This window comes from Streptomyces sp. NPDC021020 (assembly GCF_044333285.1).
Lineage (GTDB): Bacteria > Actinomycetota > Actinomycetes > Streptomycetales > Streptomycetaceae > Actinacidiphila.
The window spans coordinates 117,974-132,292 of the sequence record NZ_JBIRQQ010000016.1 but is presented as its reverse complement, the minus strand read 5'-3'; the positions used below and the strand labels follow the sequence as shown (position 1 = coordinate 132,292).

The following is a 14,319-nucleotide window of genomic DNA, read 5'->3' as shown; positions in this document are numbered from 1 at the left end:
CCAGAGACCGGCCCCCCGGCCGTGGACGGCACCCCGTCGGCAGATGGCCCCCCAGCGGCGTACGGGCCCTCGCCAGCAGACGGCGCCCCGCCCGAGGCCAGCCCCCCGCCGGCGGCCAGCCCCCCGCCGGCGGTCGGCGGTGCCGCGGCGTGCTGGGCCTCAGCAGCAGTCGACTCGCTCATCCGCTCAGCTCTCCAGCACCGCGCGCAGGTCCCACAGGGCGCGCCAGGTCGCCGAGCCCTGTTCCGCGCGTCTGCGGACCGGGCCGTCCCAGTAACCCAGCAGGCGGGCCGCGTCCGCGGGGTCGTCCTTGCGGACGACGCCGAGGAGGTGGCCGGGGAGGAGGGAGAGGATGTCCCGGTCGCCGGGGAAGTAGGCGGCGGCCAGGGCCAGGGAGCCCGCGACGGAGACGGCCTCCGCCGTGCTCATCACCGTCGAGGAGCGTTCGACCTCCCAGCCCTCCGCGGAGCGGCCCTCGCGCAGGTCACGGAAGGCGGTGACGAGGGCTTCGAGGACCGCGTCGTCGACCTGGTAGGCCGCGCCCGCACGTTCGACGGCGGCGCGCGACTGGCGCCGGACGAGCGCGGTCTCGGCGTCCACGTCGCCGATGGGGCCCACCGTCTCGAAGTTGAAGCGGCGCTTGAGCGCGGCGGACATCTCCGAGACGCCCTTGTCCCGCAGGTTGGCGGTGGCGATGAGGGCGAACCCGGGGGCCGCGTGCACCTGGGCGCCCTCGCCGCCCGCGAGTTCGGGGACCGCGACGCGCCGCTCGGAGAGCAGGGACACCAGGGCGTCCTGTACCTCCGGCAGGCAGCGGGTGACCTCCTCGACGCGGGCGACGGCCCCCCGGGTCATGGCGGCGAGGACGGGGGAGGGCACCAACGCCTGCTCGGTGGGGCCCTGGGCGAGCAGCAGCGCGTAGTTCCAGCCGTACTTGAGCTGGTCCTCGGTGGTGCCCGCGGTGCCCTGCACGGTGAGCGCGCTGGTCCCGCAGACGGCCGCCGCCAGCAGCTCGGAGAGCATGGACTTGGCGGTGCCGGGCTCGCCCACGAGGAGGAGCCCGCGCTCCCCGGCGAGGGTGACCACGCACCGTTCGACCAGGGCGCGTTCGCCGACGAACTTCTCGTCGATCACCAGGCGGCGCGGCACCCCGGCTCCGGCCACGGCGCCCTTCGGCAGGCTCAGCGCCTCGCCCGTGCTGCCCATCACGAAGGTGACGACGGCGCGCGGGGTGAGCAGCCAGCCGGGCGGGCGGGGCCCGGCGTCGTGGGCGGCGAGGAAGGCCAGCTCGGCGGCGTACCGGTCCTCGGGCGGCGTGACCTGGCGGTGCTCCGTGCCGGACGCCGCCGCCCGGTCCGGGACGGGGCTGTCCGTGGTGGTCGTGGTGTCGGTCGTCATCGGCGGCGGCCCTTCCGGGATGCGCGGGTGTCCAGTTCTTCGAAGGCGGGGGCGTCGCCGCCGCGGACGCGTGCCCAGGCGGCTGCGAACAGCGCGGGCACGGGGAGGTGGGGCAGGGTCCGGGCGGACCCGGCCACGGGGTAGAGGCCTTCCTTCCAGGTCTCCAACGGCAGCCCGGGGGCGCCGCGTTCGAGCCAGCCGCAGGGGAGGAACAGGCTGCGGCCGGCGCGGGAGCGCTTCGCCTCCACGACGAGGTCGGTGGCGGCGAGTTCCGTCCGGGCCTTCTTGACCCGGGCCGGTGTCCACCCCGTCCAGCGGGCGTAGTTGCGGTCCGTGGGGTCGGGCAGGGCGAGCAGCATCAGGTAGAGGGCCGCGGCGTCCGCGCCCAGGCCGAGGGTCTCGGCGGCCTCGGCCAGCAGCTCCGGCACCGTACGGGCCGGGTCCTGCGCCGGGTGGTGCGGGGAGCCGTCCGGGGCGCCGGCCGAGACCAGCGCGTCGATCTGCTCGCCCAGCAGCGCGCGCAGGGCGAGCAGGTCGCCGGTGTGGTGGGGGCCGACGGTGCCCTCGACAAGGCCGAACGCCGGGTCGTCGGGGCCGGTCAGGCCGGCCGGGCGTATCAGCAGCTTCTCGTTGTTGCCGTGGCCGGGGGCGAGGAGCAGCGCCTCGCCGGCCCGGACCAGTCCGTCGCCGCCCGCGCCGCCGGACTCGGGGAGCCCGTGGGCGGCGCGCACGGCGGGGCCGACCGAGCCCCCCGACTCCGTCCACTCCAGACCGAGGTCCAGCACCAGGCCGGGGTCGGCGAGGCGGTCGCGCAGGGCCGCGAGCCCCACGGGCAGGTGCGCCCGCAGGGGGTGCCCGTACGGCAGCGTGTAGGCGAGGGTGCGCAGGGCGGTCAGGGCCGCGGAAACCGCGCCGTGTGCGCTGACCAGGCGCGGGCCCGGGCGCCCGGCGCCGTCGTAGACGCCCGTGCCGTGGTCGAGCCAGGTCCGGGAGCCCGCGTTGAGGACCAGTTCGACGGCGCCCGGGCCGGAGCCGGACAGGTCGAGGTCCAGCTCCTCGGGGACGCGGACGAGGGAGGCCAGGCGCTCGCGCCAGACCTCGGCGGCGGCCCGGACGTCGGGACCGGTGGACCACAGCTCGGCCGGGTCCGCGGGCAGCAGCGCGCGGAGCAGGGCGTGCCGGTCGTCGCGGGGCAGGGCGTCCAGCCGGGCCCGGGCCGTGGCGAAGACACGGGTCTTCATGCCGAGCAGCGCGAGTGCTTCGGCGCCGGGCTCCTCGACGGCCGCCGACAGCAGGGCGGCGGACTGGAGGGGGCCGATTCCGGTGGCCGTGTGGAAGGCCTCGGCGGCCTCCGGACGCCAGGGCGCCGGGCCCTGCTCGCGCAGCAGGGCGGTGAGACGGGTGAGCCGGTCGCGGTCGATGCCCTGCCGGTGGACGCGCTCGTTCTCCAGGGTGAAGCCGGGAACGGGGCCGAAGGCGCCGGTCGGGTCGTGGTCCAGGGCAAGCCAACGGGCGGTGTTGTCCCAGAAGTTCCGGCCGTGGTCAGCGAGGACGACGACGGTGCGGCTGCCCCTGCGCAGCACCTGCCCGAGGCGGTGCACGGCGTCCTGGTGTCCCCGCGCGGGTGTCCCGCTGCCGAACGACTCGACGAGCTCCACCTGCCGGACGGTGCCCGCGGGGTCGGCCAGCGGGCCCGCGGCCAGGGCTTCCAGCAGCACCAGGAGCGCGGCGCGGTGCTCGGGGGAGGTGGTCGCCGAGGCGGCCCGGTAGGCCAGTTCGGGCAGCTTGTCCAGGAGGGAGGTCCACGTCAGCGTGCCGCCGGGCACGGTGTTCTCCTCCCGCTCCCAGCCGTCCACGGGGGTGAACCGGACCTTGGACGGCGTGGGCGGACCGAAGGCCGGCTCACCGCCGAGGACATGGTTGACGGCGAGGATCTGCTGGATCACCGTCCAGCGGCTCCCGCCTCCCCACCAGCTGCCCTGCATGCGCGCGGAGCCCCAGGCGGAGGCGTCCCGCAGCGTCGTGTCGTCGCCGTGCTCGGGCTCGTGGTCGAAGAACATGCCCCGGGTGCGCGCGGTGTCCCGGGGGGTGGCCGGCCGCGCGGGCTCGGGCCGTTCCAGATACCGCGCGGCCGCGGCGGCCCGGTCCACCGCGTTCCGGACGAACGCGGTGACGCCCGCGAGCAGCCGCGCGTCGGACACCTCGGGCAGCACCCGGGCGACGGCCTCCAGGCTCATCTCCCGCGACGAGGGCCCGGTGTACTCCTCGACGGCCCGGAAGGCCGCCGCGTGCCGGTCGACCGCGGCGGCGACCACCTCGAACAGCTCCCGCGCCCGTGAGTCCGTCAGCTCCCGCAGGGCGGCGGAGCCCCGCTCGTCCCGCGGGCGCAGGGCGTGCCAGTAGGCGACGGGAGGCACGTAGGGCGTGCCCGTCGCGTCGTTCGTACCGGAGGGGCCCGGGGAGACGGACCACAGGAAGCCACCGGTGCCGTCCGTGTCCGCCGGGTGCGCTTCGACGTGGCCGTGGCGCCGGGCGGCGACCGGCCGTGATCCGCCGGGCAGGGCGAGGGCGCCGAGCGGCACCGGGGAGCTGCCGTCGGGCAGGAGCGGCAGGGCGACCGTGCGGCCGTCGGGGGTGCCGGCGACGAATCGGTGCCCGTGGGCGGGGTCGGCCGTGCCGGGCTCGGCGACCGTGCGGCGGACCCAGCGGCCGAGGACCGTGCCGTCCGTGCCGAACGGGGTGGCCTCCAGACCGGGCTGGAGGGGCAGTACCTGGCAGTGCTCGGTGAGCAGCCGGGTGCCCTCCTGGATCCCGGAGCGGAGGAAGGCGGGGAGGGACGCGCGGCCGTGCGTGCCGCTGGCCGGGTCGTACTCCAGCCACACCTGCTCCGTGCCCTGGTGGCCTTCCCGCCAGTGGCCGGTGCCGTCGGAGATCACGGCGCGCTGCGGCGGGAGGGAGGTGTCGCCCGCGTGCAGGGCCTTGCCGCCGGTGGCGCGGCCGCCGGTGGGCAGCGGCAGGCAGACCTCGTCCGAGGGGTCGGAGCCGCCCCAGCGCGAGATCTGCTCGCCGCCGACGGTGAACACCTCGGCGGGGCGGTGCGACCAGTAGCCGTGCTGCTTGCCCTCCTCCCACCAGACGACCAGCAACTCGCCGTCGACGTAGCGGAAGGCGAGGGGCCGCCAGCGGTTGACGGCGGCGGGCAGCCGCAGGGTGTGCCGCAGCAGAACGCCTTCCGGGCCGACGACGACGGCCCGTTCGAGGGTGTTCAGGATCAGGGCGGGCCAGGCCCCGTTGACACCGACGCTCTCCGAGCTGTGGTGCTGCCGGCGCGCGGCCGCGGCCTCGGCGAGCAGTTCGGCGTACGTCTCGTCGAGCGCGGGCCAGCCCAGTTCGTCGAAGACCCCGGTACGCAGGGTGGACGCGAGCAGCGGCACGACATCGCGGCCCTCGACGAGCCGTACGGCCTCCGGGGCGACGTCCGCGGCGACGGTCCGGAACGGCGAGAGCCGGTCGAGAGCGGTGCGCAGCCCGGGGAGCCCGCGCGCGGCCGCGTACTCCTCGGCGCGGGCGGTCAGCCACTCGCGCAGGATGCCGGAGAGCACCGGGTGCGCCGCCAGCCTCGCCGTGACGGTGTCGTCCAGCCGCTGGTGGTGGTCGCCGAGGCTGCCGACGCTGCGCGTCAGAAGGGCGCGGAAGAGGGGCTGTTCGGCGACGGCGGTGAGGTCCCGTGCGCCCGGCGCGGTGTCGGTGAGCCACGGGCCGACCGGGAGAGCGGGGGCCCAGGTTCGCGCCACGTCCTCGTCGTCCGGCTCGGCGACGGGGATGCCGCGGGCCAGGCAGAGGTCGAGGAGGTCCAGGTCGGCGTTGCGCTGCCAGCGGCCCTGGAACAGCTCGACGGGGCGCCCGTCGGCGCGCAGCCGGTCCGCCATCCGGGCGACCAGGTCGAGGGTCTGCGGGCTGCGGCCCGCGGTGGCCCGGTGGCGCCGGCGGTGCGCCTCCCAGCGGGCGGTCCAGTCCGCCGGGGAGACGGACGCGGCGGCGGGGGAGTCGTCGGAGGTGGCCGGGAGGGCGGTCAGCAGGTCCTCGGCGCCGGACACGGCCAGGAACGCGAGCCAGTCGCATTCGCCGTCCTTGTCCTTGCCGCCCTCGCTGAAGGTCTCCGGGAAGAAGCCGAGGAGCCGGGCCCGTACGGCCGCGTCCTGCCGGGCCAGGGTGACGAGCGCGCCGCGGTAGGCCGCCCAGAACGAGGCGGGGGCGCGGACGACTCCCGGGGAGCCGATCAGATCGGCCACCAGCTCGCGTTCGGCGGCCTCGCGGTCCAGCCCGGCGGCCTTGACCAGCGCGCGCACGTCCTGCGGCAGCGCCGCGTACGGCGGCATGCCGGCCGCGCAGCGCTCGACCAGCAGACGGCGGAACTGCGCCCAGGCGTCCGCCGGCGCGAGCCGGGCCACCAGGTCCCGCACGTACTGCCGCAGGGCCTTGACGGTCAGCGCACCGGCGAAGGCGAACTCCAGGAAGACGGCCCGCTGCCGGTCCTCGTCCACGACCAGCCCGTGCACCCGCTCGGCCTCGCGGGCCTTGCCGAAGAAGGAGGCGGCGTAGGCGGTGTTCTCGGCCTGGAGGAAGAGGCGTGCCACCTGCTCGTAGTAGGTGGGGAGGAAGTGGGGCACGGCCCGGCCGAGGCGGGTGCCGAGTGCGTCGAAGCCGTCCTTGGCCGCTCCGGCGCGGGTCCTGGCCTGCCGGCCCAGCCGCTCGATGTCCTTGACCAGGGCCAGGGCGTGGTGCCCGTTGGCCGGGTCGTTGACCAGCGCCCAGGCCGGGAAGCCCAGCGTCTCGCGGCGCACCTGGCCGACGACGGGGGCCTCGGCGGTCCGGGCCAGCCCGAGGAACTCCAGGGCCAGGTCCTCGGCTTCGCCGAGGGTGCCGGGCACGAGCCGGACCACGGGGCGGTCGCCGAGGGCGGGGTGCGCGTACGTGCGGGCGGTCAGCGCGTCGGCGTCCTCCCGGTCGGTGGTGCCGACCGGCAGGATCGAGCCCGCGTCCAGCAGGGCCGCGGCGTTCTTGCCACGGGCCGGGTCGGGGAGGAGCGGCGTGCGCGGTGCCGTCGCGGTGGTGGTCGCCGTCGTGGTGCTCATGCCGCCCGCTCCTCGTCCTCGACGTCGCGGCCGGCGTAGAGCGCCGCCGCCATGCGCATGCCCTCGGACCACGCGACCGGGCCGACCTCGGCGGCCGTCAGCGCGCGCCCCGCGGGGTCGGTCCAGCCCAGGGGGCCGGTCTCGGTGCCGTACGCGTCGTATCCGTCGTGCTCGCCGATCCAGATGCGCGCCTCGGTGGTGGCGCCGTCCTCGACGACCGGGCAGACCGCGTATCCGCCGCGCGACCGGTAGCCGAGCTGGGTGACACGGCCGTGCAGGAAGCGCAGTTCCTTGAAGGCACCGCCGGCGTAGTCGGTCACGGAGGTGGTGTCCGGGGCGAGGCCCGGCGGGCGGTGCCACACCTCGCGGAACAGCTGCTCCACGTTCTGCCGCACCCCCAGCTCGACGGCGAACTCCCGCAGCTCGTCCAGGTCTTCGAGGAGGGCGGGATGGGGCACGCTGACGACGTCCGGGGTGATGCGGACCGTGTCCCCGTCCAGGTCGACGAGGCCGAGACCGCGGTCGGGGTCGACATCGCGCAGGAACCCGGCGACCCCGCCGTCCGCGCCGGTGACGACCACGTCGCGCAGCGCCGCCTGCCACGCGGGGTCGGGCCAGACCTGGGCGAGCACCGCCGTGGGGACGGGCAGCGAACGCACCATCCACTGCTCGACGTCGGTCAGGCAGCGGCGTTCGTGCCGCTCCAGCCACTCGGTCAACTGCCGGAGCCCGACGACCGCCGGGTCGTCCTTCAAGCTGGCCGGAACGGACTTCAGCCGTCGGCCCTTCCCGTTGCGGCAGACCACCTTGCCCGCCTCCAGAGCGACTTCGTAGTCGCCCGCCGGAACCCACCCCATGCGCTGCTCTCCCGTTGTCCCCGGACGGCCGCCGAACACGGCGGCACGCTGATGAAACCCGCCTGCGGCAACGCACCGTGACGAGTGGCACAGACTCTAGGCGCCCCCAGTGACAACGGCGTCCAATCACCGCCAGGACCGCCCCCGCCCCGGCCCGGCCGCCCTTGCCGCCCGCTGCCGGCGAAGTGGGGGAGGCGGCGGATCGGCTTGTGGAAAGAGACGCGCGGGTGGGGGGAATTAGGGGACAATGCGGAGTAATCACGGCGGGCTGGGGGAGGTTGCGTCATGGCTTCGTTCACGGGCACCGGATGCCTGGTCGTCGATGTCACCGGGGTGGCGGCCGGCGGGGAAGCGGGCTGGGACGCGGGTCCGTTACCGGTGGCCACGGGTGTCGGCCCGGCGGACCGGGCCGAGGCGGTCCCCGCCGGCCGGGAGGTCAGGCTCGGGTATTTCGAGCACCGCGTGGCGGAGGCGCTGTACGGGGCGCCGGACCGCCCGGTGCGCTGGTCCCGGCAGGTCTCCGGCCGCATCGGCGGGACGCAGGTCTTCGCGGTCGAAGTGCTGCGCGTGCCCGCGGAGTTCGGCGACGGCGACGGGCTCGCGGTGCTGCACGTACGCTTCGGCGCCGATCCGCTCGCCGAAGTCGCCGGGCTGACCGACCTGTCGGCCTCCGGCACCGGGACAGCCCACCGCGCGGCGATCGAGGCCCTGCTGCCGGCGGGTACGCGCGTCGCGCGGGCGCTGCGGCGCTGCTGGACGCTGGTCCACCTGACCCGCTCCGAAGGGCCCTGGCCCGAGGTCATGCCGGCCGCCTACGGCGCCTGGGGCGCCCGGGACCAGTGGCTGTGGATGCTCGCCTCGGCAACGCCGGTGGCCCGCTTCCCGCCGGATCCCGAGGGCCACGCCGAGTCCTTCCGCGGCCGGGTCCGGTTCTCCGCCGACTGGCAGGCGCTGGTGCTGCGGGACGGCGCGGCCTTCCTCGGGACGACGGCCGACCCGGGGGACCGCGCATCCTTCCACCACCTGGCCCGCACCCATGTGCACAGCATCTACCTGGACGCCTTCCTGCTCGGCAGGCTCCAGGCGAAGGCGCTGGGCGACCTGACCGAGTCGGTGGCGGCGATCCGGGCCCACCGGCTGGATCCCGCCGCGATCGCGGCCCTGGAGCGCCGGCTGATCGACCTCCGCGGTGTGCTGGGTACGGACCACGTCACCGTGCGGGGGAAGGGCAACGAGCTGCTGGCCGCCTATCGCGAGCAGCACCGGCTGCCGGAGTTGCGCGCCCGCGTGGTGGACGACCTGGCCGTCTGCACCCGCTTCGTGGAGGCGTCGACCGCCCGCGCCGTGAACGCGGCGCTCGGCATCGTCACGGTCCTGGGCGTCCCGTTCTCCCTGGTCTACGGCGGCGCCGCGGTGGCGACCGGCAGCAGCGCGGGCGCGTTCCTGTGGGCCACCGGGATCTCGGTGCTGCTGGCCGGGGTCGCCCTCGCGCTGCTCCCTCCGCTGCGCGGCATGCTCCGGGCCCTCCGCGGCAGCCCCCGCACCGGGTCCCCGTGACGGACCGACCGCGGGGCCTCCGGGGCCCGGGGCCGTACGTGAGATCGGAGGCCGTGGGATCCGGCCGCCGTAGCCGAGATTCGGGCGCCGCGAGATTCGGGCGCCGTACGTGAGAGAGGAAGCCGCCCGTGCTGGTGGGTCTGTACCGTGATGGCGCCTTACGCCAGCGCATCCGCAAGGGCTACGTGATCGCCGGTGACGACCCCGCGGAGGTCTTACGGCCGCTGCTCGGACGGGCGTTGACGCCGGAGCGGCAGGCGCCCGTGGTCCGCGGTGAGGCGCAGCCCGCCGAGGCCGGGCGGGTGTGGCTCGACTCGGGGCCCGTCTCGCTGAGCACCCCCGCGGCCAGGGCCCGTATCGCCCGCTCGCTCGCCGACGCCACCGCGGCCCTGGCCGTCGCGGTACGGCGCCGCGGCGGGGTGCTGCTGCCCTCGGGATACGCGCCGGGCGGGCCGCCCACGTCCGCCTGGCTGACCGGCGACGAGCACGACGTCGAGGTGCACAGCGACGTCCAGCGCGAGCTGTGCACCAACCTCTTCCGACTGCATTCGGCGGCGCTCGTCGCCCTGACCGGACGCAGCGCGTACGGCCCGCACACCGCGGGCGGCCAGGGGTCGCGCCGACTGGCCGAGACCACGGACCAGCTCACCACGCGCTACCTGCACTCCGCCTCGCCCGCCCATCTGGAGCGGGTCACGGCCTCCTTGAGCCGTGACGAGGGGGTGACCCGGCTGGGCCTGATGGACGTCGACCCGCTCGGCGGGGCGGACGGCGCCTTCCCCGCAGTGACGCTGCGGATGATCGACGCCCAGATCCTCGTGACCGACACGATGGCGCACGCCCTGCTCGTGCAGGCCCTGGCCATCCGGGCCCGGCGGTTCGAGCGGGAGGGGCGGCGCGTCCCCGCCCTGCTGCAGCAGATCGTCGACCGCAACCGCTCCCGGGCCGTCGCCCACGGCCTGGCCGCCTCCTTCGACGTCGAGTCCGGCGGGCAGGGGCGGCAGGGGCGGGGCGGTGCCGGGCCGGGAAGGGGCGGCGGGCCCCGCACCACCGCCGACCAGCCGAAGGCCAGGCCGCAGGCCCGGGTGCGCAAGGCGCACCGCGTCTGCCTGGAGCTGCTGAAGGACCTCACGCCGGAATTCCAGGCCATGGACGTCGGCTTCGCGGAGATCGCCCCGATGCTGGCCGGCCTGGCTCTCCAGGACACGCATCCGCTGGCCGCCCGCAACGAGAACGACCTGGTGGCGTCCTGGCGCCGCACCGCGCCGGCCGATCTGGACGGCCGGCACGTCGCCGGCCGGCTCGCCGACGCCGACTGGCTGCTCACCGACCATGTGACGGCGCAGGTCCGCGGCCTCGCCCCGGGCTCGGTCTCGCTGCTCGCGCTGGCCTGGGAGCAGCCGCTGGCCTGGAACACCCCCGCGCGGCCCGCCAAAAAGGACCGGCCCCCTACGCACGCCCCCGGCGGCCACCCGGCCAAGCAGCACCCGGGACAGCCTTCGCAACCCCCCAGGACCGCCGCCGCGCTCCTCACCGCACTGGAACGGGCGGGCAACCCCTCCGGTGCCGCGTCGCTCGCGCTGGTACGGGAGCACCTGGCCGGCGGGGGCGGCGGCAACCTCGACCGGGAGCTGCGCAACCACGCGCAGGCCCGCGAGATCCGCCGCTCGCTGCGCCCGCCGCGAGGCCAGACCGTCACCGCCGGGGAGGCCCACTTCACCTGGGACAGCGAGGCGGCGGCACAGGCCGTCGCCCTGGCCCGCCGGCACGGCGCCGCGCTGCTGGCCTGCGACGTCCCGGTGGCCGACAAGCTCGACCTGAACGCGTCGGTGCGGCGCTGCGTCCAGCGCCGCCCGGAAGGGCTGGCGGTGCTGACCCTGGCGTCCACGGTCTACCGCTCGGAGCAGGGCCAGCGGGCCAAGTCCGAACTGCTGCTGGTCGACCTCGCCGGGGATTCCGCCGCGGCGGAATCCCCGGCGGGGGGCGAGGGGCGACCGGCTGACGATAAGTCGCCTGCGCGCCGCCGGCCCCCCTCGGACGATCGGGAACGAGACAACCACGACCTGCCCGTGGGCGAGGAGGCCGCCCGATGACCACCCCACCAGCGCCCGTCCCCGTCAGTCTCGACGTGCGCGAATACCGCGAGCCGCTGCCGGACGCCGACGCCTACCTGGCGCTCTGGCAGCAGATCGAACCGCACCTGCTGCGCGTCGACCCGCGCGAAGGCCGGAGCCTGCGGCTGGACCTGGGCGACCGCGGCGCCCTGACGCTCCAACTGCTCGACCCGGCCGGCAACCCCGACGCCTTCGGCCCCGGCACGCAGTTCGCCGTCCGCGGCATCCTGGAGACCGCGCGGGTCCGTTACGCCTGCGGGCCCTGCGCCACCGCGGGCAGTCGCACGTACGGGCCGTTCCAATGCCACGTCTGCAACGAGGAGAAGGGCAAGGACGGCGGCACCCGGCTCTGCGACCGGCATGTGGTCATCCTGGAGGGCGCTTTCCGCACGGTGTGCCCCGACCACACCCCCGCCTGCCCCGCCTGCGGCCGGCCCGGCGTCTTCTGGTGCGACGGGTCCGGCTGCAAGAACCGCAAGGCATGGTGCGCCGCCCACCGCGTCCCGCACCCGGGCGACGCCCGTACCTCGTACTGCCGGGGCTGCTTCGACGACCGCTTCCCGACCTGCGTGGCGCCGCGGTGCGGGCAGACCGGCTACCTGCGGTGCGAGCACGTGCGCTCCGGGGGCGGCGGGACGTGCCCGCACCGGGTCTGCGCCGCGCACGCCGGGCGCTGGCAGATCTACGGCCCCCACCGGCGCGGCCTCGCCCTGTGCCCCACCCACCTCTCCGGGCTGCGCGGCATGTCGCGGGAGGACGTGGTCTTCCAGATCGTCGCCGCCACCGCCCTGCGCCGCCGGTCGCGCGCGGACGGCCCGGCCCTGCTCCCGCGGCTGTCCGTCGTCCGGCACATCCTGATCCACGTGCGGAACGAGGCGCTCGACATGGGCGTCGTCGACGCGCTGTTCACCCGGCTGCGGGCCACCGCCGGCAGCACCGGGGCAGGCGCGGAGATGGCCACCCTGCTCGACGCCCACGCCCGGGTCCGCGAGCAGGATCTGAACGCCTTCCGGGGCGACCAGGAGCTGGGACGCCGGCACTACGAGGCCCTGCTGCGCATGCTGGTCGCCGCGGGCAGGGGGCAGCTCGCCGAACGGCTCTCCTTCTCGGACTTCCGGCCCAAGGCGAACGCCCTCTACGTCAGGGTTCCGCCGGATGTGGCCGGGCTGTTCATCGGGCGCGGTGGGTCGGGTATCCGCGACCTCGGCGCCCGGCTGGGTGTCACGTTGAAGGTGGAGAAGCGATGAGGGTCCCTCTGGGCCGCGCCCATGGCACGCGGCTGGTGATCGTCGGCGGCGACGGGCTGGTCGCCGACAACCGGGTCGGCATCCCGGCGTCCGACGTGTCCGCCGAGCTCACGGGCGTACTGCTGTCCGCGGCGGGAGCACTGTCCGCGGCGGGAGCGCCCTCCGCGGCGGGCGACGAGCGGCGCGGCCCGGCCGTGCGGATGCTCCCGACGCCCGGCCTGCCCGCGGGCGTGGTGGCCGTGCACGAGGACCTGGCCCGCGCCGCCGGCCTGTCCGGTGCCGCCGGTGAGGACTGGCAGCTGCTCGAACAGCCGGCCGCCGTCGCGGCGTCCGTCGTGCTGGAGTCCGCGGCCGACGCCCTCCCGGAGGCCTCGGTGAAGCAGTTGCGCGGCTCCTCCGCGCTGGACGGCCAGGTCTTCCGGTACGAGCCCGAGGCGGGCGAGGCCGCGTGGCTGTACGTGGACGGCGTGCCCTACCGGGTGCGCAGCGTCGCCGACGGGTCGGGCGACCCGCTGACCGGACTCCTGCGGATCGGCGCCGGCACCACCGTGCACCTGTTCCTGCCGGGCAACAGGACCGGTGTGGACGTGGTGATCCTCGCCGACTGCAGCGGCTCGATGTCCTGGGACGACGTGCTGGACGACAGCGACGTCGGCCGCCTCGGCCGTCGGACGCAGCGGTACGTGACCCGGATGCACGCGCTCAAACGCGCACTGCACGAGATGGCCGACGTCCGGCTGTCCGCGGGCGGCCGGCCCACCCGGCTGGCGCTGGTCCGCTTCACGAAGGCCTCGGTCCCGGTGTTCCCGCGCGCCGGCGGGATGGCCGACGTCGGCGACGAGTCCACCATCGGGGAATTCCGCGCCGCGGTCGGCCTGCTCCAGCCGGAAGACGCGGGCACCGACATCGGCCAGGCACTGCACCACGCGTCGGAGCTGCTGCACCGGTACGGCAATCCGCACAACGAGCGCCTGGTGGTGCTCGTCAGCGACGGCGCCGACTGGGCGGAGAAGGGGGTGGACGCCACCGGCGAGATGCTGGCGGCGACCGCGGACCCGGTGTCGCTGATGGAGGAGTTGAACCGCTCGCTCGGCATCCGCCTGCACGCGGTGGGGGTCAGCGCCGAGGCCACCTTCTGGCCGTGGTGGGAGAGCCACCACCGGCGCAGCACCGGTGAGCCGCATGTGAGCATCGTCCCCAACCACGCGCTGCTGCGCCACCTGGTGGAGGTGGGCGGCGGCGACCCCACCCGTATCGGCGGTACCGACGTACTGATGGAGTATTTCGGGGAGTTGGGCGCCGGGGTCACCCAGACGGTGGGCCACCCGCGGACCGGGCGGCTGCCCGGACCGCAGCCCGAGATCGCGCTCGCCCTCAGCCGGAGCGCCGCCACCGCGACCGATGCCCGGCGAGGTGAACTGGCGGAGTCCATCAGCCTGTTGTATTCGTCGTGCGTCGACGCGTCCCGCCGGCGTATCGGCCGGCCGCTCTACCGGCAGACCAACGACACCCGGGCCCTGCACCACATCGGCCAACCGGTCCGCGATCGCTCGAACTTCGCGGCCTGGGTGCTCGACGTGCACAAGGTCTTCTACGAGCAGCAGGAGAGCGCCCTCAACTCCCCCCGGGACAAGGACTCCTACCCCATCCCGGGGGTCGCCGACATCATCTGGGACGGCCGCCTCTTCCGCATCCACACCATGCGGCTGGAGACGGCGCACGACACCGTGGGCCGGAACAACAAGAAGGAGGCGGAGCAGCACCAGCGCATGGTGGGTGAGGTCTTCCTCGCCCACACCGGCCGCTACCACCTGCCCGACGACGACGAAGCAGGCTGGGGCCGACTGCAGTTGGGCCTGATGGAGGACCTGGCCGGGATGCTCACCGACATCTACGCGGTACTGAACGCCGAGCAGCCCCCCACCCCGACCGCCGCCGAACCGACCCCGCAGGACGGGGGCTTCGTCCCCGCGGAGCGCACCGCGCTGCGGGTCCAGGGCTTCTGAGCCCG

Annotated in this window: 7 protein-coding genes; 4 read left to right on the top strand and 3 right to left on the bottom strand. The window is 75.6% G+C overall.

All coding sequences use genetic code 11. The features are described 5' to 3' along the window. Positions 1-186 precede the first annotated feature (186 nt). From ACH4SL_RS35405 to ACH4SL_RS35395, 3 genes are read right to left on the bottom strand one after another with little or no spacing between them, the layout of a single operon-like run. Positions 187-1,398 (bottom strand): AAA family ATPase, encoded by a 1,212-nt coding sequence (locus ACH4SL_RS35405; RefSeq protein ID WP_398453900.1) that lies wholly within the window; start codon positions 1,396-1,398, stop codon positions 187-189. After that, positions 1,395-6,533: a hypothetical protein gene (locus ACH4SL_RS35400; RefSeq protein ID WP_398453898.1), complete on the bottom strand. Its 5,139-nt coding sequence runs from the start codon at positions 6,531-6,533 to the stop codon at positions 1,395-1,397. Before ACH4SL_RS35400 ends, ACH4SL_RS35405 begins: the two co-directional genes overlap by 4 nt. Further along, on the bottom strand, positions 6,530-7,390 hold the full coding sequence (locus ACH4SL_RS35395; RefSeq protein ID WP_398453895.1) for a DUF4132 domain-containing protein: 861 nt from the start codon (positions 7,388-7,390) through the stop codon (positions 6,530-6,532). The genes ACH4SL_RS35400 and ACH4SL_RS35395 overlap by 4 nt, the downstream gene beginning before the upstream one ends. Before the next feature lie 285 nt (positions 7,391-7,675). Here ACH4SL_RS35395 and ACH4SL_RS35390 point away from each other — a divergent pair, with 285 nt between their 5' ends. The 4 genes from ACH4SL_RS35390 (at position 7,676) to ACH4SL_RS35375 (ending at position 14,314) form a co-directional block, all read left to right on the top strand. Then, on the top strand, positions 7,676-8,947 hold the full coding sequence (locus ACH4SL_RS35390) for a hypothetical protein (protein WP_398453893.1): 1,272 nt from the start codon (positions 7,676-7,678) through the stop codon (positions 8,945-8,947). Positions 8,948-9,075: 128 nt separating this feature from the next. Further along, on the top strand, positions 9,076-11,040 hold the full coding sequence (locus ACH4SL_RS35385; protein WP_398453891.1) for a hypothetical protein: 1,965 nt from the start codon (positions 9,076-9,078) through the stop codon (positions 11,038-11,040). Beyond that, positions 11,037-12,308, top strand: coding sequence for a KH domain-containing protein (locus ACH4SL_RS35380; RefSeq protein ID WP_398453889.1), 1,272 nt, complete (start codon positions 11,037-11,039; stop codon positions 12,306-12,308). Before ACH4SL_RS35385 ends, ACH4SL_RS35380 begins: the two co-directional genes overlap by 4 nt. Next, positions 12,305-14,314 (top strand): vWA domain-containing protein, encoded by a 2,010-nt coding sequence (locus ACH4SL_RS35375; RefSeq protein WP_398453887.1) that lies wholly within the window; start codon positions 12,305-12,307, stop codon positions 14,312-14,314. Before ACH4SL_RS35380 ends, ACH4SL_RS35375 begins: the two co-directional genes overlap by 4 nt. Positions 14,315-14,319 lie beyond the last annotated feature (5 nt).

Coding starts and splice junctions, on each gene's coding strand:
- ACH4SL_RS35380 (WP_398453889.1), top strand. CDS start 11,037: ATGACCACCCCACCAGCGCCCGTCCCCGTCAGTCTCGACGTGCGCGAA.
- ACH4SL_RS35390 (WP_398453893.1), top strand. CDS start 7,676: ATGGCTTCGTTCACGGGCACCGGATGCCTGGTCGTCGATGTCACCGGG.
- ACH4SL_RS35375 (WP_398453887.1), top strand. CDS start 12,305: ATGAGGGTCCCTCTGGGCCGCGCCCATGGCACGCGGCTGGTGATCGTC.
- ACH4SL_RS35405 (WP_398453900.1), bottom strand. CDS start 1,398: ATGACGACCGACACCACGACCACCACGGACAGCCCCGTCCCGGACCGG.
- ACH4SL_RS35395 (WP_398453895.1), bottom strand. CDS start 7,390: ATGGGGTGGGTTCCGGCGGGCGACTACGAAGTCGCTCTGGAGGCGGGC.
- ACH4SL_RS35400 (WP_398453898.1), bottom strand. CDS start 6,533: ATGAGCACCACGACGGCGACCACCACCGCGACGGCACCGCGCACGCCG.